The organism is Shewanella basaltis, from assembly GCF_023283885.1.
Classification (GTDB): Bacteria; Pseudomonadota; Gammaproteobacteria; order Enterobacterales; family Shewanellaceae; genus Shewanella; species Shewanella basaltis.
Genome location: NZ_JAKILA010000003.1, coordinates 171,093 through 194,202, shown reverse-complemented (window position 1 = coordinate 194,202; position 23,110 = coordinate 171,093). Strand labels below are relative to the sequence as shown.

At 42.1% G+C, this 23,110-nt stretch carries 18 protein-coding genes and 1 pseudogene; 13 read left to right on the top strand and 6 right to left on the bottom strand.

Going from position 1 to position 23,110, the window contains the following annotated elements:
* The first annotated feature begins 35 nt into the window (after positions 1 to 35).
* From L2703_RS04065 to L2703_RS04030, 8 genes are all read left to right on the top strand, one after another.
* A complete protein-coding gene (locus L2703_RS04065; RefSeq protein ID WP_248969856.1) occupies positions 36 to 1,808 on the top strand; it encodes a sodium:solute symporter family protein in 1,773 nt (590 codons plus the stop codon).
* 609 nt (positions 1,809 to 2,417) lie between these two features.
* Positions 2,418 to 4,496, top strand: coding sequence for a M13 family metallopeptidase (locus L2703_RS04060; protein ID WP_248969855.1), 2,079 nt, complete (start codon positions 2,418 to 2,420; stop codon positions 4,494 to 4,496).
* 1,445 nt (positions 4,497 to 5,941) lie between these two features.
* Positions 5,942 to 6,550 carry a transcriptional regulator BetI gene (betI, locus tag L2703_RS04055; RefSeq protein WP_248969854.1) on the top strand — a complete coding sequence of 203 codons (609 nt, stop codon included), beginning with the start codon at positions 5,942 to 5,944 and terminating at the stop codon, positions 6,548 to 6,550.
* Positions 6,538 to 8,004, top strand: coding sequence for a betaine-aldehyde dehydrogenase (gene betB / locus L2703_RS04050; protein WP_248969853.1), 1,467 nt, complete (start codon positions 6,538 to 6,540; stop codon positions 8,002 to 8,004). Before betI ends, betB begins: the two co-directional genes overlap by 13 nt.
* Before the next feature lie 14 nt (positions 8,005 to 8,018).
* Positions 8,019 to 9,713, top strand: coding sequence for a choline dehydrogenase (betA, locus tag L2703_RS04045; protein ID WP_248969852.1), 1,695 nt, complete (start codon positions 8,019 to 8,021; stop codon positions 9,711 to 9,713).
* A 199-nt stretch (positions 9,714 to 9,912) separates the two neighbouring features.
* Positions 9,913 to 11,130 (top strand): BCCT family transporter, encoded by a 1,218-nt coding sequence (locus L2703_RS04040; protein WP_248969851.1) that lies wholly within the window; start codon positions 9,913 to 9,915, stop codon positions 11,128 to 11,130.
* 31 nt (positions 11,131 to 11,161) lie between these two features.
* Entirely contained in the window at positions 11,162 to 11,869 is a 708-nt protein-coding gene (locus L2703_RS04035) for a TorF family putative porin (RefSeq protein ID WP_248969850.1), read from the top strand.
* A gap of 133 nt (positions 11,870 to 12,002) precedes the next feature.
* Complete coding sequence (locus L2703_RS04030; protein ID WP_248969849.1) at positions 12,003 to 12,485, top strand: MarR family winged helix-turn-helix transcriptional regulator; 483 nt, start codon at positions 12,003 to 12,005, stop codon at positions 12,483 to 12,485.
* A 275-nt stretch (positions 12,486 to 12,760) separates the two neighbouring features.
* Here L2703_RS04030 and L2703_RS04025 read toward each other — a convergent pair whose 3' ends face one another.
* Entirely contained in the window at positions 12,761 to 13,429 is a 669-nt protein-coding gene (locus L2703_RS04025) for an SDR family oxidoreductase (protein ID WP_248969848.1), read from the bottom strand.
* Between the two features lie 2 nt (positions 13,430 to 13,431).
* Positions 13,432 to 13,740 carry a hypothetical protein gene (locus tag L2703_RS04020; RefSeq protein ID WP_248969847.1) on the bottom strand — a complete coding sequence of 103 codons (309 nt, stop codon included), beginning with the start codon at positions 13,738 to 13,740 and terminating at the stop codon, positions 13,432 to 13,434.
* Between the two features lie 204 nt (positions 13,741 to 13,944).
* On the opposite strand from L2703_RS04020, the gene L2703_RS04015 reads away from it, so the two are divergent.
* From L2703_RS04015 to yghU, 3 genes and pseudogenes are all read left to right on the top strand, one after another.
* Positions 13,945 to 14,622: a haloacid dehalogenase type II gene (locus L2703_RS04015; protein WP_248969846.1), complete on the top strand. Its 678-nt coding sequence runs from the start codon at positions 13,945 to 13,947 to the stop codon at positions 14,620 to 14,622.
* 130 nt (positions 14,623 to 14,752) lie between these two features.
* Positions 14,753 to 14,946, top strand: a pseudogene (locus tag L2703_RS04010) (hypothetical protein).
* Positions 14,947 to 15,084: 138 nt separating this feature from the next.
* Positions 15,085 to 15,936, top strand: coding sequence for a glutathione-dependent disulfide-bond oxidoreductase (gene yghU, locus L2703_RS04005; protein ID WP_248969845.1), 852 nt, complete (start codon positions 15,085 to 15,087; stop codon positions 15,934 to 15,936).
* A gap of 86 nt (positions 15,937 to 16,022) precedes the next feature.
* Here the strand turns inward: yghU and L2703_RS04000 are convergent, their stop codons facing one another.
* Positions 16,023 to 18,038, bottom strand: a complete 2,016-nt coding sequence (locus L2703_RS04000; protein WP_248969844.1) for an oxidoreductase — start codon at positions 18,036 to 18,038, stop codon at positions 16,023 to 16,025.
* A 163-nt stretch (positions 18,039 to 18,201) separates the two neighbouring features.
* Here L2703_RS04000 and sppA point away from each other — a divergent pair, with 163 nt between their 5' ends.
* Together sppA and ansA are read left to right on the top strand one after the other, a co-directional pair.
* Positions 18,202 to 20,046, top strand: a complete 1,845-nt coding sequence (sppA, locus tag L2703_RS03995) for a signal peptide peptidase SppA (protein ID WP_248969843.1) — start codon at positions 18,202 to 18,204, stop codon at positions 20,044 to 20,046.
* Between the two features lie 154 nt (positions 20,047 to 20,200).
* Complete coding sequence (gene ansA, locus L2703_RS03990) at positions 20,201 to 21,214, top strand: asparaginase (RefSeq protein WP_248969842.1); 1,014 nt, start codon at positions 20,201 to 20,203, stop codon at positions 21,212 to 21,214.
* A gap of 88 nt (positions 21,215 to 21,302) precedes the next feature.
* On the opposite strand, the gene L2703_RS03985 is transcribed toward ansA, so the two are convergent.
* From L2703_RS03985 to L2703_RS03975, 3 genes are read right to left on the bottom strand one after another with little or no spacing between them, the layout of a single operon-like run.
* Positions 21,303 to 21,584 carry a YeaC family protein gene (locus tag L2703_RS03985; RefSeq protein ID WP_248969841.1) on the bottom strand — a complete coding sequence of 94 codons (282 nt, stop codon included), beginning with the start codon at positions 21,582 to 21,584 and terminating at the stop codon, positions 21,303 to 21,305.
* Positions 21,581 to 21,898: a zinc ribbon domain-containing protein gene (locus L2703_RS03980; protein ID WP_248969840.1), complete on the bottom strand. Its 318-nt coding sequence runs from the start codon at positions 21,896 to 21,898 to the stop codon at positions 21,581 to 21,583. The genes L2703_RS03985 and L2703_RS03980 overlap by 4 nt, the downstream gene beginning before the upstream one ends.
* Positions 21,899 to 21,929: 31 nt before the next feature.
* The gene (locus tag L2703_RS03975) at positions 21,930 to 23,054 is read right to left on the bottom strand and encodes a M14 family metallopeptidase (protein WP_248969839.1); all 1,125 of its coding nucleotides are present in this window, start codon (positions 23,052 to 23,054) and stop codon (positions 21,930 to 21,932) included.
* Between the last annotated feature and the right edge of the window lie 56 nt (positions 23,055 to 23,110).

Here is a 23,110-nt window from a genome sequence, read left to right as displayed (position 1 = left end):
ACAAAAATTAGCGTTTTATATATCGAGGCTAAATCATGACTATTGATATGCTTGTCGTCCTTGCCTATTTTTTCTTCTTAATTGCCATTGGCTGGATGTTCAGAAAGTTCACCACATCCACTAGCGATTACTTCAGAGGTGGTGGCAAAATGTTATGGTGGATGGTTGGGGCCACCGCTTTCATGACACAATTTAGCGCATGGACCTTTACCGGAGCGGCAGGTCGTGCTTTCTCAGACGGATTTGTCGTAGTAATTTTATTTTTAGCCAACGCCTTTGGTTACTTAATGAATTACCTCTACTTTGCACCTAAATTTAGACAACTTAGAGTCGTCACTGCAATTGAAGCGATTCGCCAGCGTTTTGGTAAAACATCAGAGCAATTCTTCACTTGGGCGGGTATGCCCGACTCACTGATTTCTGCTGGAATTTGGCTAAACGGTTTGGCTATTTTTGTGTCAGCCGTGTTTGATATTCCAATGGAAACCACCATTATCGTCACTGGCGCCGTATTAGTGGTTATGTCGGTTACAGGCGGGTCATGGGCTGTTGTTGCCTCTGACTTTATGCAAATGATCGTCATCATGGCTGTTACCATCACCTGCGCGATTGCCGCTTATTTTTATGGCGGCGGGATCGGTAATATTATCGATAAGTTTCACGGCAACTTTATGTTAGGTAACGACTTAAATTATGTCAGTGTATTTATACTTTGGGTGGTATTTATCTTCGTTAAACAGTTTGGAGTAATGAACAACAGTATTAACGCGTACCGTTACTTATGTGCCAAAGACAGCGAAAATGCTAAAAAAGCGGCGGCCCTCGCCTGCATATTAATGGTTGTAGGACCGTTAATTTGGTTTTTACCGCCTTGGTATGTGAGCGCATTTATGCCTGACTTTGCACTGCAATATGCCTCAATGGGCGACAAAGCAGGCGACGCCGCCTATTTAGCTTTTGTGCAAGAAGTCATGCCAGCAGGTATGGTTGGCCTATTAATGTCGGCCATGTTTGCAGCAACCATGTCGTCGATGGACTCAGGGCTAAATCGTAATGCGGGTATATTTGTGTGTAACTTTTACTCGCCTATTTTACGCGAACACGCCTCACAAAAAGAGTTAGTCACCGTCAGTAAAATTACGACTGTGGTGATGGGTGTAATTATGATTTTAATTGGTTTATTTATTAACTCTCTGAGCCATTTAAGTCTATTTGATATTGTACTTAACGTGGGAGCGTTAATCGGTTTCCCAATGCTAATCCCTGTGTTATTGGGTATGTGGATACGTAAAACGCCAGATTGGTCAGGTTGGACAACCCTAATTATTGGTGGTGTTGTGTCCTATGTATTTGGTATTGCGCTTACCGCAGGGCAATTTGAAGCCATTTTTGGTTTAGATACTCCATTAACCGATAGAGAATGGTCTGACTTAAAAGTTGGGTTAAGCTTAGCGGCTCACGTTATTTTCACTGGCGGATTCTTCTTCTTAACCATGCTGTTTTATAAGGGGTTAACACCAGAACGTGAAAAAGAAGTCGATGAGTTATTTATTAACTGGAACACTCCGGTCATTGCAGACAGTGAAGATCAGCAAACCCTAGACACTAAACAGCGTTCAATGCTCGGTAATTTAATAACGGTAGCAGGCTTTGGTGTGCTTGTTATGGCGTTAATACCTAACGAGCCTACAGGGCGCCTCATGTTCTTGTTGTGTGGTTCTGTTGTGTTAATAGTTGGTGTATTACTGGTCTACGCAGCGCGCACAGGCAATGGCAATGCTAAAAAAGTAGTGGTACAAAACGCGTAATCATTAGTCGCCGTCGCATTGTGCAAAAGGCCTTATAGCGATATAAGGCCTTTTCATTGTATAGAACAACCCAGCGTTCAACGTTTTGCCTTTATTATTTGAATGACAGCCATTATCCAAATTCAGGTGAATATACCAATCCGCATTAGCATTTAAAATCGATCACATTTTAATAAGGATTGGTATTAATACCATTCCGCATTAATAAGTGACCACTCAGTATGCGTCCAGCGATTTTTGATTAAGGCGTCGCTATGCAGTAATGGTGTTCCCTTTAAAATAGCGAGAACGTAAAGCAAAAGCGGCTGGGGCATTCCTTTCAGGCGAGTTTTAAAAGGGCTTATACTGCGTTGCATGACTTCGAAAGAGAATCACTATTCATTCAGTGATTCGCCTTGTTTAAGTCCTTTTAAATTCTCGCTGAGAGAATACTTGCTAACGCGGAATGGTATAATATTGATTTTTAAGCTCAATTTAATCAAAATAGCTAAACTACTATTGATGTTCACTTATATTTACTCACAATTTCAACGTTGACAAATTTTGTCATTCTTAGATGATGGTTTAGCAAACAACACAGTAAAAATATAAAAAGGAAATAAGCTCACAATGAATAAATCCTTAATTTCTATCGCATTAACAGCTGTAATGCTGACGGCTTGTAGTGATAATGACGCGCAAAAAACCGCAGACGTCAGTAAAGCAGCAGTGCAACCTGCTCCTGTCGCTAAAGCTGAACTCGGTACATTTGGTATTGATTTGTCCGCGCGTAATGAAGCCATTAAACCCGGTGATGATTTCTTTATGTACACGAGTGGTACTTGGTATGACAATTTTGAAATGCCAGCTGATAAAACCCGTTACGGTGCATTTGCTGTACTTGCCGAACGCAGTGAAGAGCAAGTTAAATCAATTATTGATGATATCGCCAGCCGTGACAATCTAACCGCTGATGAACAGCTGATTGCTGATTTCTATCACGCCTACATGGACACTGACACCATTAATAAGCGCGGTATTAGTGCTATACAATCTACGTTAGATGACATTAATGCGATTAAAACCACAGACGACTTAACCAAAGTATTTGGACAAGGTTGGCTAACAGGTGTGTCTTCACCATTAGGCGGCGGCATGTGGTTTAACCGACTAGACCCCGATCAATATGAATTAACCATTGGTGCTGGTGGCCTAGGTTTACCTGACCGTTCATATTATTTAGAAGATGATGAGCGCTTTATTAACATTAGAGCCGCCTATGTAGAACATATTGCCACAATGATGGCCTACGCCGGGATTAAAGACGGTCAAAAACGTGCCGAAGCGATTTTAGCCCTAGAAACCCAAATTGCTGAAGGACAATGGCCTAGAGAAAAACGCCGCGATCGCGATTTAACCTTAAATCAAATTAAGCGCAGTGAACTAGCGACTACCTACCCAGGATTTAATTGGGATTTATTTTTTGAACAAATGGGTTATCAAGTACCACAACTTAACATTGCACAACCAGAACCTGTTAATGCAATGATTTCGTTAATCAATAATAGCCCTATCGACGTATGGAAAGACTATTTAACTTTCCATGCGATCACCAATAATGCTGAATTACTGTCTGACGATATCTTTAACAGTAACTTTGCCTTTTTTGGAAAAGTCCTTAATGGGCAAGAAGAGCCTCGTCCACGTTGGAAACGCGCTGTTGAGCAAATGTCTGGAACACAATCATTAGGCTTTGCAATCGGTAAAGTTTATGTTGCTCGTTACTTCCCTGAATCATCTAAACAACAAATGGCAGAGTTAGTCGAAAACCTACGTACTGCACTAGGTCAACGAATTGATGGTCTAGATTGGATGGGTGAAGAAACCAAGGTTAATGCACACGCAAAACTCGCCGCTTTTACCCCTAAAATTGGTTATCCAGATGTATGGCAAGAATACGATGGCTTGTCGCTCACTAAAGATAACCTAGTCAGTAACATTCGTTCGTTACGCGAGTTTTTTCAAGCTGATAGCGTGGCAAACGAACTGAAGAAAACCGATCGTAATCGTTGGGGTATGACACCGCAATTTGTTAATGCTTACTACAACAGCTCATTTAATGAAATTGTGTTCCCAGCGGCCATTTTACAACCACCATTTTTTGATCCAAATGCAGATCCAGCGGTTAACTATGGCAGTATCGGCGCAGTAATAGGCCATGAAATGGGTCATGGGTTTGATGATCAGGGTTCGAAATCAGATGCGCACGGTATCCAGCGAAACTGGTGGACAGACGAAGATCGTGCAGCATTTGAAGCCAAAGCCGATATGCTTGCTCAACAATATAGTGCTTACGAACCTTTACCTAATAATTTTGTCAACGGCCGCAATAGCCTCGGCGAAAATATAGGTGATGTGGGCGGCTTATCCATGGCATACCATGCCTACAAGTTAAGCCTAAATGGTAAAGAAGCGCCCATAATTGACGGTACCACTGGCGACCAACGCTTCTTTATGGCTTGGGCACAAGTGTGGAAAGAAAAACGCACTGAGCAAAGCATGTTAAGTCAATTACGTGCAGGTACTCATGCACCTGGCCGTTACCGTGCACTCGCACCACGTAACCACGATGCATGGTACAAAGCATTTGATGTTAAACCGGGCGATAAGCTGTATTTACCAGAAGATCAACGTGTGCGTATTTGGTAAAGCGCTAAAATATACAATAATCTGTAATGGCTTGTCTTGATTGCACAAGTATTCGCCACAAAAATGCCAGTCAGTTAACTGACCGGCATTTTTTTATTGGGCTTTGTGAGCATACTTAAACCATTTCGCGTTACACATACTAATCAACCTGAGCTTGGGATAATAAATGCCTTTCAAGCAGTCCTTTGCCTTCCTCACTGCGTTGAATTAACTTGCAATAGGCTAGCTATTGACGCGTTAATTCGCCTTGTTAGCAAAACAAATCACAAGCTTGACAGTGGATTTTAGTCAATCTATTGATTTATATCGTTATAAATACATCTCTTATCCAGAGTTGAGGTTAATCAACCTGAGCTCGGATAATAAATGCCTTTCAAACAGTCCTTTGCCCTGCTCACTGCGTTGAATCGACTTACAATCGGCTGATTGACGCGTCAATTCGCCTTGTTAGCAGAACAAATAACAAGCTTGAAAGTGAGAATGGTTAACATGTTGATTTTAAATAGTATAAGTTCATCCCTTATCCCGAGATCAGGTTAATCTGGATAAATAAGAGATCGCAGATAGCCTAGAAACTCGCTTAGAACAACGCTTAAATTGCACCAAGGTCGTTGCTCTACCTTAAACATGTCTAACGAGGTTATAAGCGGTGTTAACCAGTAAGCATGGTCACATTTTTGTGCTGATTGGCCTAAGTAGCCACTCTGAATGTTTCTAGCCTTTTTTAATTAAAGCGTCGCTATGCCTTATGATTGCTTGCTTTTAAATTGTGAGAACGCAAAGCAAAATCGTCTGAGCATTCCATTATGGCGTGTGTTAAAAGGGCTTGAACTGAGTTGTATGACTTCGAAAGACAATTAATCATCCGCCTGCCCTGACATTCTCGTAAATTAATCACTTATTTTAGCCATCACTTATTTTAACCATCACTTATTTTAACCATAATGATTTAAGTCATCACTGCTTAACGTGCAACGGTATCGCGACCAGTACCACATCGGTAATCTATGCTGATTCACAAAAGTACGCCTCCTCGCTGACACTAGCCAAAAAATACCCTGCCCATATAAAGCCAATGAGCACACTTGCCCAACCATGGTGTGTTGCATCTACGCTCATACTTCAGACAATAACTCAAAAACGTTTATGGCTGTCTGCATTTATCTTCAATGCCAACATTAGTGCTCGCATATAGATAGTCCTGAAATCAATTACACTAAAACCTTTAAAAACATCACATTCAATACACACCTGATCAAATATAAATTAAATAGATTAATTACAGTAACTTAAAGTTTTGATCAGGCATTTCTTAGCAGAAAAACAACCATATTCAAGTGATCTCTATCAAACATTTGCTTGATAGTTAGATCACTAATCATTATGATCGTTATTAATTGAACGTTCAATTAATAACGATTCAGCCAAAAAAAAGGATGACACTAATGCCAAGACCTGCAATGAAAAACGTCAGACAACAACAGCTCATCGATGCCACATTAATGTCTGTTGAACGTCATGGATTACAGCACACCACCATCAATACGATCAGTGGTTTAGCGGGAATGTCATCAGGGATCATCAGTCATTACTTTGGTGGAAAACAAGGGTTAATCGAAGCCACGCTAAAATTCTTATTAGAGCAATTAAAGCAAGCCTTACTGGCGAAAACGTCAGGCAAAACATTAACCGCACCAGAACGTTTGTCGATCATCGTAGAAGCCAACTTTACTGAACTACAGCGGTCGAATGCCGCCACTAAAACCTGGCTAAGCTTTTGGTCTCAAGCGATGCACGACCCAGGATTAGCAAGACTGCAAAACATTAACAACCAACGCCTTTACAGCAACTTGCTTTACTCATTTAAACAGTTATTGCCTAAGGCTGATGCGGTCAATGCTGCCAAGCAAACTGCGGCTATCATTGATGGCTTTTGGTTGCGTAGTGCCCTAAGCACCAACCCAAGCGAAGAATTTAAACAAGCACAGACGCTATCGAAAGCCTTTATAGAGGCAGTGCTTGTGCAACACGGAGAAATTAAATGTCAGCGTTAGTCACTTATCAAAATTATGTGCACGGTAAATACATATCTAATGGCAGTGGAGAAACCTTCGAAGTCATTAACCCTGCTACTGGCAGTGTCAGTTATTTAGTTGAAGTTGCAACAGATGCAGTTAAGCAAGCTGCCATCGACAGTGCAAAAGCAGGCTTTGCGGTTTGGTCAAAAATGACCCCAATGCAGCGCAGCCGAATTTTATTAAAAGCGGTCGCGTTATTACGTGAGCACAATGATGAACTTGCCGCTGGCGAGGTGCTCGACACAGGTAAGCCATGGCAAGAAGCTTCTGTTGTTGATGTAGTCACGGGTGCCGATTCAATTGAATTTTTTGCCGGCCTTGCCCCAAGTATTGAAGGAAACCAGCAACCAGTGGGCAATGACTTTTACTACACTCGCCGAGAACCATTAGGCATTTGCGCAGGTATTGGTGCATGGAACTACCCATTGCAAATTGCATGTTGGAAAGCGGCGCCAGCACTCGCATGTGGCAATGTCATGATTTTTAAACCGTCTGAAGAAACCCCACGCGGTGCCATGCGATTAGCCGAAATATTCACCCAGGCTGGTGTACCTGACGGTGTATTTAACGTAGTACAGGGTGATGGCCGTGTCGGTGCATGGTTAACGACCCACGATGACATCGCCAAAGTATCGTTTACAGGCGAAGTCAGTACTGGCACCAAAGTCATGGCTGCAGCGTCAAGCAGTTTAAAAGAAGTGACAATGGAACTTGGCGGTAAATCACCGTTAATCATCTTTGATGATGCCGATGTCGAAAACGCTGTGTCTGCTGCCATGTTGGCCAACTTTTACACCCAAGGTGAAGTATGCACCAATGGCACCCGCGTATTTGTACAAAAAAGCATGTACCCCCACTTTATTGAACGTTTAAAGCAGCGTACTGAAAATAATATTGTGTGCGGCGACCCTATGGACGCAGCAACCAACTTTGGTGCATTGATTTCACGTTCGCATCAACAAAAAGTGCTTGAGTACATTGCGATAGGCCAAAAAGAAGGGGCGACCTTACTAACAGGTGGCACAGCATTACAGCCCGATAATGCACCTCATGGATTTTTTGTTGCGCCGACCATTTTCACCCATTGCACCGATGATATGACCATTGCCAAAGAAGAGATTTTTGGCCCTGTGATGTCTGTGTTTACGTTTGAAGACGAACAAGAAGTGATTCAACGAGCAAACAACACCCACTTAGGCCTTGCCGCTGGAGTATTTACCCAAGACATCACCCGCGCTCACCGAGTGATACATCAACTTGAGGCGGGTATTTGTTGGATTAATGCCTATGGTGCCTCCCCAGCTGAAATGCCCGTTGGTGGTTATAAAATGTCGGGGATCGGCCGCGAAAACGGCAGCGAAACATTAAAAGCCTACACTCAAATTAAAGCCGTTTATGTTGGCATGCAGCCACTTGAAAGCCCATTTTAGGAGTGACTCAATTAATGTCTAAAGGCAATTCTCATCAATATGATTATATTATTGTTGGCGCCGGTAGTGCGGGTTGTGTATTAGCCAACCGCTTAACGGAAAACCAAGACAATAAAGTGTTAATTTTAGAAACCGGTGGTAGCGATAAAAGTATTTTTATTCAAATGCCAACCGCCCTTTCTATCCCGATGAACACTAAAAAGTACGCCTGGCAGTTTGAAACCCAAGCTGAGCCACATCTAGATAATCGCCGTATGCACTGCCCTCGCGGTAAAGTGTTGGGCGGCTCATCGTCAATTAACGGCATGGTGTATGTGCGTGGTCATGCCCGTGATTTTGACGAATGGCAACAACATGGCGCTAAAGATTGGAACTATGCCCACTGCTTACCGTATTTTAAAAAGGCAGAAACATGGGCGTTTAGCCCTAACGAATATCGTGGCGACTCAGGCCCACTGGCCGTCAATAACGGTAACGAGATGAAAAACCCGTTATATCAGGCCTTTATTGATGCAGGTGTTGATGCCGGATATTTAGCCACTGAAGATTACAACGCCAGTCAGCAAGAAGGCTTTGGCCCAATGCACATGACAGTTAAAAACGGTGTGCGTTGGTCAACTGCAAACGCCTACCTTCGCCCAGCAATGAAGCGAGACAACTTAACCGTTGTGACGCATGCACTAGTGCACAAGGTGATGATGCAAGGCAAAACGGCAATGGGTGTGCGTTACGAACGTAAAGGCCAAATGATTGATGTACATTGCAATAAAGAGGTGGTGTTGTCGGCTGGCTCAATTGGTTCGCCGCACATTTTGCAGTTGTCAGGCATTGGTGACAAACAAACCCTTATTGACGCGGGCATTGAACCTGTTCATCACTTACCCGGCGTGGGTCAAAACCTGCAGGACCACTTAGAGTTTTATTTTCAATTTAAGTGCTTAAAACCAATTTCGCTCAACGGCAAATTAGACCCATTGAATAAATTATTCATTGGTACTCGTTGGATTTTAAATAAATCAGGTTTAGGCGCAACAAATCACTTTGAGTCTTGTGGCTTTATTCGTTCAAAACCTGGGCTGGAGTGGCCAGATCTGCAATACCATTTTTTACCTGCAGCAATGCGTTATGACGGTAAAGAAGCCTTTGCAGGCCATGGATTCCAGGTGCACATTGGCCACAACAAGCCAAAAAGTCGTGGCGCGGTCACTGTAGTGTCAAATGACGCCAAGGTGGCGCCACAAATTCAGTTTAATTATTTATCTCATCAGGATGATATTGAAGGCTTTAGAGCATGTGTTCGACTCACCCGCGAGATCATTAATCAACCAGCATTAGATGAATACCGTGGTGAAGAAATTCAGCCAGGCTTAGCCATACAAACTGACGAGCAAATCGATGCGTTTGTACGCAGATCAGTTGAGAGTGCTTACCACCCTTCTTGCTCATGCAAAATGGGTGAAGATCAAATGGCGGTTGTCGACTCAAACACCAAAGTACATGGCATTAAAGGCCTAAGAGTGGTTGATTCCTCTATCTTCCCGACCATTCCAAACGGTAACTTAAACTCGCCTACCATTATGGTGGCGGAGCGCGCGGCTGACATTATTTTAAACAAACCCATGTTAGCGCCTAGCTTTGCCAAAGTATCAATCGCCAATCATTGGCAATCTGAACAACGCCTTACGGCCCCCAAAAGATCGGTGAGTTAAACACCACAAGGCCATTGGTCAGCCTGCAATGATGCAAATGACCTGCTAGCCATGTTCAATCTATCAGGGTTTAACTATCGACAGCGATACTTAAGGCTTGAGGGCGTAAGCGCCTTTACACATTGTTCTATGGCACAAAAAACATACAACAAGGAGCCAACATCATGTTTGCACACACAATTAAATCGGGAGTTAAATAATGACAACCTGGTTATCAATAGGCATTTTATTCACGTTTATCGCTATCGCATTTGTGATTTATCGCTGGGGGAATATGCAATGTATTGGTGTGACTCCGGTACGTAAATTTACCTTTATTGCGATTCTATTTACCTCTGGCCTAGATGTTGGGCTGATTATGTTCCCGCTGACCGAATTTGCAGGTTATGCTGATTTAGCCGCGAGCCCTGAATACGGTTTTACCAATCCACTGGCCATTGAGTTTGGTTTTTGGGCATGTTTAATTTGGGCATTTTACTTTTTAACCTGCTTTTATTTTTGCGTTATTGAGCCTAGGGTGAAGTATTTTGAAATCCCGGTAATTAAATTTATCAACAACTTAGTGATTATTGGAACCTGTGCTTTTACCGCGTATCTGCTCCTGAGCAACTTACCCTGGTATTTACCTAATCTAGGTGATGGTGAATCGGTTGTGAGCTCATTCTATTTAATTGTGTTTATGGTGATTGCAGCTGCAGTTTACTCTAGCACCAGTATTAAATATGTGCGTTACTTAAGTTTAGCCAGTACCTGGTTATTCTTTGGATTAATCGCGCTAATGTGGTGTGGAGCATTTTTGTCAGACCAATCAAGTGTTGGTGAATTCTTTAGCACATTTGCATTAATTGGTGGCTACTTTGCCAATATGCATGAGTTTGTACTGCCGATGAATGATTATCATGAATTCTACCTATTTTGGTGGTTTGCATGGAGCATCATGATTGGTCAATTTACTGCGCGTTTTGTCGGTGGAATGAAAACCTACCAAGTGTTACTGGCAATGATGGTATTCCCGTCTATCCCAATTGCAATTTGGTTTACGGTACTTTATTACTACAGCGCTAATGGTATTGACACATCAGGCTTTTATAACCTTGCCATGGTGATTGTTGGTATTACTTTTGTTATCAACTCATTAGACTCACTGGTGCGACTATACACTGATAATTTAAACCTCACCGTAGAGCGTTTTGGTAAAGTGGCGTATATCATTGGTAATGTTGTGTTACTTAGCGGATTAACCTTACTCTTTAAGTTAGACTTTTTAGAGATCCAATGGGTTGGCGCGTTAGCCATTGCCATTATTCTCAGTTGTTTCATCTACATATTAAAAGATCATTTTGGTAAAGTTGCCGACATTGAACGTTCACCTAAAGCCAATAAAATTGATTTTACAAAAATTGAACTACTTGACTAATACTACAAATAACAACACCCAAGGAATGATAATGAACACAAAAATAAAGACACTCGCACTGTTAGGTTTATTTGCCCTACCAAGCACAGTTATGGCAGGTGATTTAAGCACCACAGTTAACCTAACATCGGACTACACCTTTAACGGTGTTAGCCAAACAGACAACGACCCTGCACTTCAAGCAAGCCTTGATTATGCAATGGACGACGGCTGGTATGTCGGTGCATGGGCATCAAACGTTGATTTTGGCAGTGGCGAAGACACCTGGCTAGAATTTGATTTTTATGCGGGTAAATACCTTGAACTCAATGACCGCGTGTCGCTAGATGCTGGTATTGCGTATTACACATACCATGGTGACAATGCATCTGATGAGTATTACTACCCAGAACTCTACACAAAATTTGGCTACACCTCGTCGCTTGGCCAAAGTGAAGTTAATTTCTGGTATTCATGGGATTACTTTGGTTTAGACGCAGGCCATTATATTGCCATGGTTGCTCATACATTTACCGTGGCTGAAGGCCATGACATTCGAGTCAGTTTTGACCGCTCAACATCAACCAATAAAAACAAATGGTCATGGGATGGCGACAAGTCATATAACCACTACCGCGCTGAATACATGACTAGTTGGGAAGGGTTTGACTTTAATGTTACAATTGAAGACACCAGTATGGATACCGATTTAAGTGATACACGTGCAGTGCTGTCTGTATCACGTACATTTAATCTGTAAAATCAGTTACTAGATTAAATAAGCAGAATAACACCATACGTTATTCTGCTTTTTTGTCATTTACCCATGAGTCACGCCCTTAATTCTGTTAAGGTGCAGACAAAATAGTTAACTCTGTGGTCTATAGGACATTATGGAAAAATACGAACAATTATTAATTTCATTGCGTCGGGTGATCAGAGCGATTGATATTCACTCACGCCAATTAAATAAACAGTCTGGGTTAACTGGACCACAACTTATGGTGATGAAGAAAATCCATGAGTTAGATGCACCATTAGCAAAACAAATTGCCCAAGAAATTAACCTAAGCGCTGCGACCGTGACCACCATTATTGACCGGCTAGAAAGCCGAAATTTAGTGATCCGCACACGCAGTGAAACCGACAAGCGCAAAGTACACCTGTCTTTAAGTGATGCGGGTAATGAATTGCTTAGCGGTTCGCCAAAACCATTACAAGAACACTTTATTAAACACTATCAAAATCTTGAAGAATGGGAACAAAGCCAATTATTATCTGCTGTTGAACGTATCGCCTCAATGATGGACGCCGATGATATTGATGCCGCGCCAGTATTATTAGTGGGGCAAATACAGTCTGAGGCAAGCGAGTAACCCCTGCCCGTTAACATCTTGTCACATCGTTCAAGTAATACCATTGCGCGTGAGTAAGTGAGCTCTTTGCGAGCATTTAAAAGGAATGGCCAAACTGCTTTTGCTTTACGTTCTTGCGATTTGAAAGGGAACAACCATTAGCGACATAACAACGACTTAATCAAAAAGCCACTGGACGCATTCACTGTGGGCACTTATTTATGCGCAATGCTGTAAAAAGTATCTATCACTACAACGCGAGTAAACGGCTCGCGTTGTAGCAATAGCGTAGCAAACTACCAAGGCAAATCCTGTCCATTTGAATGCTTAAATACCCCCGAAGTTTCCAACGAAAGTGTATCAATTAAGCCAACTAATCGAGACGCCGACTCATTTGGCGAAATATCGCCACCATAATTAACCATGCCAGTTTGAACATAACCAGGATGATAAATACCCACAGCAATTTGTCTTGGGGCTAAGTCGTGGCTAAGCGACATTGACGCAGCATTTAACGCCGCCTTAGACATTCGATAGCCATATCGACCACCAGAGGTATTGTCAGTAATCGATCCCATTCGCGAAGTGATCATCGCCACCTTAGCGCCATTAACTAACTGTGCTTGTAAAACGGCCACAACTCGAAGAGGCGCCAGTGCGTTAACTTCAAATTGTTGTCTTATACTGTCCACATTTAACTGATGAAGGCTCTCGTCACGTAAAATACCCGCATTACAAATTAACAAGTCAATTTTTACACCACGTAACTGCGTTATCATGGTTTCAATGCCAACCTCTTGTGCTACATCGACCCACTCAATAACCTTAACATTACTTTCTAACGCAGCAAGCTCGGCTGAAGATTGACGACAAAGTGCATAAACAACATGATTTTGCTGCGCATATTGTGTTGCGAGCGCGAGACCTATGCCACGATTAGCGCCAGTGATGACGACCGTTTTCATTCTCAATCCTTATTATTTTGTAGTTCAGCGGCAATCATTTTGCCCTTAAACGCGCCAAATAATGCAATACATGCACCAATAAAAGCGGCAAATGAGCAAATTAAGCGGTAATCGCTATTCTCCAAAAAAAAATTGGTGACGCTAAACACCAACAAAATCAACATACCAAGGTTTTTTACCCGCACCATTTTAGGTTCAAACATTAACCAGGTATTGCATTTAGGGCATTGTGCTTCCACACCATTATCACCTTTACGCAGCACTTTTAATGCTCTTCTAGCAAATTGATCGTTGCAGCTTGGGCATTGCATTTTTAGTTACCTCATTAAATTCAATTACAGTATGATAACCTGCTGTAAGCATTTGATAAAGTTACAATGACGATGATGACGTTAATCACCCTGATAGGATATTTGAATGAACGCTCAATAATTATTGAACAATCGTTACAGTTGGTTTATAGTCTTTACATAATATCAATCGATAACGTTTGCCCAATAAAGACTGAGAATAAAATGAACTATTCTATTGGATTTGATGTGTATGGCACCCTGGTTGACCCAGTCGACATGGGACAGCACTTAGAAACGCTTATTGGCAATCATGCCACAGAATTTGGCCAGTTATGGCACGAAAAAAAGGTTGAATATGCCTTTAGGCGTGCATTAATGCGCCAATATGCAGACTTTACCGTATGCACTCAACAGGCACTCCAGTATTGTTTAAACGTCTACCAAATCACCTTGTCGCCTACTGAGCAACAAGCGTTAATGGCAAAATTTTCACAACTAAGCGCGTTTGAAGATGTGATCCCCGGGCTTAACGAACTAGCCAAACAAGGGCATTTTTTGGCTGCATTTTCTAATGGCCCAGAATTATCTGTGCGTAAATTACTCACTAATTCGCAAATAATGCCGCACTTACAATCAGTGATAAGTGTTGACGATTTACACACTTATAAACCCAATCCCGACGTGTATCACTATTTAATGAAGCGAGTGCAAACCGACAACAATACATGCATGATGGTGTCGAGTAATGCTTGGGATGTTATTGGCGCAAAAGCTGCGGGTTTACAAGCAGTATGGGTAAAACGAGGCGCAAACAAGCTATTTGACCCTTGGGATATTCAACCAGATTTAATTGTAAGTGATTTAATTGAATTGGCTGACGTACTTAAGCAAAAATCTTGATAATGTGTGGATGATAGTTTTCTAGGCAAGTTATGTCCTAGGGCCTGTTGATCTTTGCTGGTTGAATTTTGTTCGAGTTAAAAACGTTTTAATCGAGGCGAATGGATTGTAGCCTAGCCACCTAAGCAAAATCTATTCAACAAAGAGTAAAACGTTTTTAGCCGAACCCTGTGGGCAGCGTTTGTTGGTCATTTTTACTGCGTTATCGACTTTTTATGTAGAATAACTACACCTCAAAGTCTCTGCCGCGCACTTGTATATGAGTAATGGCCAACAATTCGCTGCAAAAACAACCTTGAAAGGTCAACAGGCCCTAGCAAATGAATAAAACACTTTTTATGATGATGTGCATCGGTTTATGGCTTTGCTAACTGAAATAGCGCTACTGTCCAACAGTACAATTACGCGGTCTAGGCAAGGCTGTAGCTGTCACTCGACACGAGTTTAATTTAAGGAACTTATATGACTAATCAATATGTCCCACCTAAAGTTTGGGTTAACGAGCCAAGCAGTGCTAACAAGTGGGCCAACATTAACAGCCCAGTGTCTGGCGCACGGTTCGAAAAAACATTGCCAGTTGGTGAGCATGCTTTACAGCTGTATTCACTGGGCACACCTAATGGGCAAAAAGTAACGATTATGCTCGAAGAGCTCTTAGCGCTTGGGATCAAAGAAGCCGAATACGATGCATACTTAATTAATATTAGCGAGCTTGACCAGTTTTCATCGGGCTTTGTTGCTGTAAACCCTAACTCTAAAATCCCAGCGTTGGTCGACAAGTCGGGCGATAACGCCGTAAATGTGTTCGAATCTGCGTCTATTTTAGTGCATTTGGCCGAAAAATTTGGCCACTTCTTACCCAAATCAGGTCCTGCACGTACTCAAACCTTTAATTGGTTATTTTGGGCACAAGGTTCTGCGCCGTTTCTTGGTGGTGGATTTGGACACTTTTATGCTTACGCCGATGAAAAACAAGAATATCCAATCAATCGCTTTGCGATGGAAGCTAAACGTCAGCTTGATGTGTTAGACAAGCAGTTGGCGAATAACACCTTTATCACAGGTGACGACTTCACCATCGCCGACATGGCCATTTGGCCCTGGTATGGCAACTTGGTATTAGGCAACTTATACAGCGCGGCTGAGTTTTTGGATGTTGCCAGTTATAAAAATGTTGTGCGTTGGGCAAATCTCATTTTACAACGCCCTGGCGTGCAACGTGGCAAAATTGTCAATACATCATGGGGTGATGTGAGCTTAGCTGAGCGTCACAGCGCTGCAGACATTGATGCTGCACTTAACAGTGAAAAATAGACAATATTAAGACTGGTATTTTCAAACCAACAAAAAACCTAACAATAATTGCTAGGTTTTTTTGTTAGTTAACGGCTTAACTAGGCTTAAATCACCATGGCCAACTCAGCACCTTGACGGATCGCGCGTTTAGCATCAAGCTCTGCGGCAACATCGACACCACCAATAAGGTGTACGGGTAATCCTGTTGCTTTCATTTCATCGACCAGTGTAGTGTTTGACTCTTGTCCGGCACATAAGACAACGTTATCAACGGCGAGTACTTCAGTTTTTTCACCCACTTTGATGTGCAAACCTTGCTCATCAAATTTCTCGTAACTCACGCCTGTCTTCATTTTCACTTCGTGCTGTTTCAATACACTGCGGTGGATCCAGCCAGTGGTTTTACCTAGGCCTTTACCCATTTTAGAGGTTTTTCGTTGCAGCAAATACACCTCACGGCTTGGTTGATGTTCAACTTCTTCCGTTAAGCCTCCTGCATGTTGGTACGATTTATCAATACCCCATTGCTGTAACCACTTATCGGTGTTTAAACTCGTTGATTCACGCTCACATAAAAAGTGTGCCATATCAAAACCAATACCACCGGCACCAATAAGCGCGACGGTTTGACCAATCTCAACCTGACCATTGAGCACCTGTTGATAATCAACCACTTTAGGATTATCAAACCCAGGGAGCTTCAGTGCACGCGGAACCACACCCGATGAAATCACCACTTCATCAAATTTTTCAGTGACAAGCACTGAAGCATCGAGTTTCGTGTTTAAGCGCAAATCAACCTTATGCAGTTTGATCTGATTGATAAAATAGCGAATGGTTTCGTTAAACTCTTCTTTGCCTGGGATTTTACGGGCCAAATTAAACTGGCCGCCTACTTCAGATTTAGCTTCAAACAGCACCACATCATGGCCTCGGCTTGCAGCATAAACAGAAAATGCCATACCCGCAGGACCAGCGCCCATCACCGCAATGCGTTTTTTATTCGTTGTTGGAGTAAAGTTGATTTCGGTTTCGTAACAAGCTCTAGGGTTAACTAAACAAGTTGCCCGTTTCATTGAAAACGTATGGTCTAAACAGGCTTGGTTACAACCAATACAGGTGTTAATTAGCTCAGGTGTATTGGCCGCAGCTTTATTAACAAACTCTGCATCAGCAAGGAAAGGCCGCGCCATTGATACCATATCTGCTTGGCCTGAGGCGATAATTGACTCGCCAATTTCAGGCGTATTAATCCGGTTTGTGGCAATAAGTGGCACATTAACTTCTTTTTTGAGTTTTTCTGTCACCCAAGAAAATGCACCACGAGGAACACTGGTTGCAATGGTCGGAACTCGAGCTTCATGCCAACCTATACCTGTATTGATGATACTGACACCAGCCTGCTCTAACCATTTAGCCAACTGTACCACTTCATCCCAAGTTGACCCATTATCAACGAGGTCAAGCATCGACAAACGAAACACAATAATAAAGTCTTTACCGACTTTTTCTCTAATTGCATTAACAATTTTTACCGGAAATTGAGCACGATTGTCAAAACTCCCCCCCCACTCATCGGTGCGTTTGTTGGTGCGAGAGCTGATAAATTGGTTAATTAAGTAACCTTCAGAGCCCATGACCTCTACGCCGTCATAGCCAGCTTTTTTAGCTAAGGCCGCGCTAGTGGCATAATCTTTAATGGTGCTACGCACTTGACGGCCTGACATGGCCGATGGAGTAAATGGCGTAATGGGTGATTTGATTTTACTGGGTGCTAAACTAAATGGATGGTAACTGTAACGGCCAGCATGCAAAATTTGCATACAAATTTTACCGCCACCCTCATGCACGGCATCGGTAACAATTTTATGTTTGCCAACTTGCCAAGAAAAACTAAGCTGACAAGCATTAGGCGCTAAACGGCCGCGTAAATTAGGTGCAATCCCCCCCGTTACAATTAAGCCTACGCCGCCTTGAGCACGTTCTTTATAAAACGCTGCCAGTTTCTCAAATCCGCCTTTTTCTTCTTCTAAGCCTGTGTGCATTGAGCCCATTAACACGCGATTTTTCAGCTGTGTAAAGCCTAGATCTAAAGGTTCTAGTAAGTGTGGAAACGACATTCAAACATCCTTTTTAAACAAGTGATTTAAACCAGCATACAACGACAATTTGAATTGCTCAATCATTTAAACGCTCGTTTGTTAAAAACCTTTACAATTGAGTTTCACATTTCTATTGATTTTCAGTTAGGATGACAGCAATAGACTGATAAAGGAGTGGCTAATGTCCGCTAAACCCTCGTTTTTAAAAAGGATGTTTTTACTGTTGTGGAACACGGTAAACACCATTCGCAAGCTGATTATTAATTTTATATTTTTTGGTGTTTTAGCCATCATATTTGTTGCAGTGCTTAGCAGTGAAGATGAAATTATGGTTGAAGATCAATCTGCACTTGTGCTCAATTTAGCTGGCAACATTGTCGATCAAAAGCATTATGTTGACCCATTTGAAGCGGCGCTCAGCCAAGGGCAGGAAAACGACCCTAACGGTGAAATATTATTAGCCGACATTCTGTATACGATTAATAATGCCACCGAAGATAAGCGCATTACTAACATCATCCTCGATTTAGCAAACTTACAAAGCGCTGGGATCAGTAAAATGACCGCCATTGGCGAGGCATTAACTCAATTTAAAGCGGCTAATAAAACCGTCATCGCAATGGCAAATGGTTATGATCAAAACCAATATTTTTTGGCCAGTTTTGCCGACAAAATATATTTAAACAACAAAGGCATGGTGTCACTCGATGGCCTTAGCCGCTACCGTTTATATTACAAAGCCGCACTGGAAAAACTCAAAGTTACCACCCATGTATTTCGCGTTGGCACCTTTAAATCAGCGGTAGAGCCTTTTATCCGCGATGACATGTCTGAAGCAGATAAAGAATCAAGTAAAGCCCTATTGAGCGATATTTGGCAAAGTTATGCTGCCACTGTCGCCAAAAACCGTAAAATTGCAGCGGATCAATTAGTATTAAGTGCAGATGCCTACCTTGAAAAACTTGAGCAAGCCGATGGCGATAGTGCCCAGATGGCCATCAACATGAAGTGGGTTGACGAACTGGTCACTGCCGATGAATTTCGATTAGCAATGATGAAACGGGTCGGTGTAGATAAAGAAGGTAAAAATTATCGCCAAATTAGCTTTAATGATTACCGAACCCTCACGGCGCCACAGCCCAAATTTGTCGAAAATGATTCGATAGCCGTTATTGTTGCTAAAGGCAATATCCTTAATGGCAAACAACCTGCTGGTGAAATCGGTGGTGAAAGCACCTCTGCTTTATTAATGAAAGCGCGATTCGACCCTAAGGTTAAAGCGGTTGTGCTAAGAGTAGACAGCCCTGGTGGAAGTGCTTTTGCCTCCGAACAGATCAGACAAGAAGTACTGGCATTAAAATCCGCGGGTAAGCCGGTTGTTGTGAGTATGGGCAGTTTAGCGGCATCAGGTGGTTACTGGATATCAGCAAGTGCAGACTATATTGTTGCCACCCCCACCACGCTTACCGGATCGATTGGTATTTTTGGTATGTTTGCCACTTTTGAGCAAGCACTAAGCCACATTGGAGTGACATCAGATGGTGTCGCAACATCAGACTGGGCAGGCTTGTCACCTGCACGTGAATTAAGCCCACAAGTTGCAGCGGTTATTCAGCGTCACATAGAACGTGGTTATCACGAGTTTATTTCATTAGTGGCGCAAGAGCGCAATATGACACTTGAGCAAGTTGATAATATTGCACAAGGCCGTGTTTGGACAGGTAAACGTGCCCTCGCCTTAGGGTTAGTAGACGAATTAGGTGACATGGAAACTGCGTTATCTAAAGCGGCTGAATTGGCACAAATGGATAAATTTGATGTTAAGCTAATTGAGCAAGAGTTATCTGCCGAACAGCAATTAATGCAGCAATTGCTTGGTGCGACTGCGTCATATTTACCAGACAGTTTTGCGAAAACCAGCTTGGTTGAAAAAATGGTTGCACAATGGGCAGGAGTTTATGAGGAGTTTTCAAAATTTGACGACCCTAATAACGCTTACTTATATTGTGAACAATGTAGTTATTAATTGTTGCTAAGTACCTTAGGTATTATATCTAAGGTACGTTAGATGAAGATTATTCAAATAAAGCCTGCTTTGCAGGCTTTTTTATTGGGAATCGTTAAATAAACTCGTATAATTTACGATATCTTCAATGATTGCTTTATCTGAGTCCAATTTCATGACAAAACGCTCAATTTACGTTGCTTATACTGGTGGTACTATCGGCATGCAAAAAACCGCAAATGGTTTTGTACCCGTGGCCGGTTTTTTAACAGATTGTGTTCAATCAATGCCTGAGTTTTATCATGATGAAATGCCTCATTTTGTGATTCATGAATACTGTCCACTCATCGACTCGTCGAACATGGCACCACCTGATTGGCAAATGATTGCCAATGACATCCATGCTAACTACGACAAATATGATGGTTTTGTCATATTGCATGGCACCGACACCATGGCGTATACCGCATCAGCGCTGTCATTTATGTTACAAGGTCTATCGAAACCAGTGATTGTCACCGGCTCGCAAATTCCTTTAGCACAATTGCGTTCAGACGGACAAACTAACCTACTTAACTCGCTATACATTGCCGCTAACTACCCTGTTGCTGAAGTGTGCTTGTTTTTTAATAATAAATTATTCCGAGGTAACCGCTCAACCAAAGCACATGCCGATGGTTTTGATGCATTCGCTTCACCTAATTTTCCTATTTTGTTAGAAGCAGGTATCAAGATAAATGTAAAAGCGGGCAAAATCACTGCACCAACAGCTCAGGCACTTGAAGTGGTAACAATTAGCCCGCAACCTGTAGGTGTCGTGACCTTATACCCTGGTATTTCGACTGAAATTTTTATGAACATTTTGCAACAGCCAGTAAAAGCCCTGATCATGCTGACTTTTGGAGTAGGCAATGCCCCACAAGATAACAATTTGTTAGAGACACTAAAACAAGCTGATGAGCGTGGCATCGTGTTGGTCAACTTAACACAATGTTTTCAGGGTAAGGTGAATATGGGCGGTTATGCTACTGGCAATGCATTAGCACAAGCTGGGGTGATCAGTGGTTCAGACATGACCATTGAAGCAGCATTGGCAAAACTGCACTATTTACTATCAATTGGTTTGACACCAAATCAAATAAAACAACGTATGCAGCAAAACCTTCAAGGTGAACTAACCGAAAGCTAACAAAATAACCATCTGATTTTATTTGATTTAAAAATAAAAACGCGAGCATTATGGCTCGCGTTTTTTAATTAAATAATTTCATTCAAAACTATAAATCAGCTTCTTTAAACTCAGCAATCGCTTCGCCTTTAAACTGTTTCTTTAATTCTGACTTTGACAACTCGTTAATCGTACCGCCAGAGGCGATGGTAAAGTGATCGGTTTGATTTAGCTTTCGTGCTTGATACAACATGACAACCTGCAAGGTAGACTCACGTTGTTGCTCGGTTAACACAGTACCATCATCCCATTTGCCAAGTTCAGTGGCAGACAATAAGCGTTGATAGACTTCATCTGGCATTTCATCAATGACTTTATTGATATCGTTCATACTGATTTCCGTTTATGTAACACAATTCTTATACGAGTGATCAAATAACCTGTAAAACCCGTTACAAAGCTGGCGACAGCAAGGTATAGGGTTAAACCTTGGGCAGGCTCACCACCCCAAAACCACACCACAACACCAGCGATAAACAAGGTTAAATAAATAAAGCTTTGATTCATTAAACTGTTTGAACGCTCTATATGGCTAATGACAGACAAAGACTGTGTATTGCCAGATAAATCTGTATTGCAATGCTGACATTGCTTAGCCTGGCTAGAAATTCGTTTCTGACACTTAGGGCACGCAACTAACGCCATCTTGTAATCTTCCTACTGAGATTGACTAACACTATAAACTATCTACCACCGCTAGCATGGCAATTAACGAAGCTTCACCTAGGTAAATACTGCGCTCTGGTGACCAACCAACAAAAGGATCCGCTAGGTTTGCGTTATCTTTAAACGGCATTTCCAGGGTGTTAGACAAACAGGAAAAAGTATTTGCAACCCAGTTAGATCCCACCGTTAAATTGGCTTGCCCAGGCTCGTCTTTGTCGTAACCAAACTCGGTTTGAAAATCGGCACTGGCAAGGGTTAATGCGCTCACAAACTGTTGTTGTAATGCCGCCATTTTATCATTGTAATTTGGCACACCTTCACAACCGGCTAAAAACACATAAGGTAAACCCTCATCACCATGCACATCGTAAAACAGATCTACGCCAGTTTGCTGCATTTTGTTCACTACATAATACACTTCTGGGCTTTTTTCTAAACTTGGCGACTGCCATTCGCGGTTAAGGTTGGTGCCAACAGCATTGGTACGAAGATGACCACGCACACTGCCATCGGGATTCATGTTAGGAACAACATAAAAATTAGCTTTGTCTAACAATGCTTTAGATGTTGGGCAATCGCTATCTAGTAATCGATTTAATAACCCTTCAACTAGCCATTCGGCCATGGTTTCGCCGGGATGCTGACGTGCAGTAATCCAGATATTTTTTTTGTCTGGGTTGCCGTCACCTATTTTTAACAGGGTCATGTCACGGCCATCTAATGTTAAACCAAGGTGCTCTAAGCTAACGGCTGGGTGAAGTTGAACTTCGCTGATAAGATCTAAATGACGTTCATAACTGTATGGTGCAAAGTAAGCAATTTGTATTGCATCACAATCGAGTTCAGCTTGAATGCTAAGCACGCCATTGTTGTATTGGGTTGGCAGTCTAAACCAAGTTTGACGGTCGTAACTGGCTACCGCTTGATAATCTTCCCAACCTTTTGGGTATGATGCAGAACCTGCGTTAACAATATTTAAGGTGTACGTTTGGCCAACCTCGCCTTCTAAACGAAAATTAAACCACTGGTAAAATTCATCCCCAAAATCTGGACGTATAGCGAGTTGGATGTCATCGTGTTTATCGGTATTGATGACATTAATGTTGCCACCGTCAAAGTTTGCACTGATCCGCATTGGAAATTCCTTTAATTTGCTACGCTTTTTATTGGGTCGTTAATGCCCGATTTATG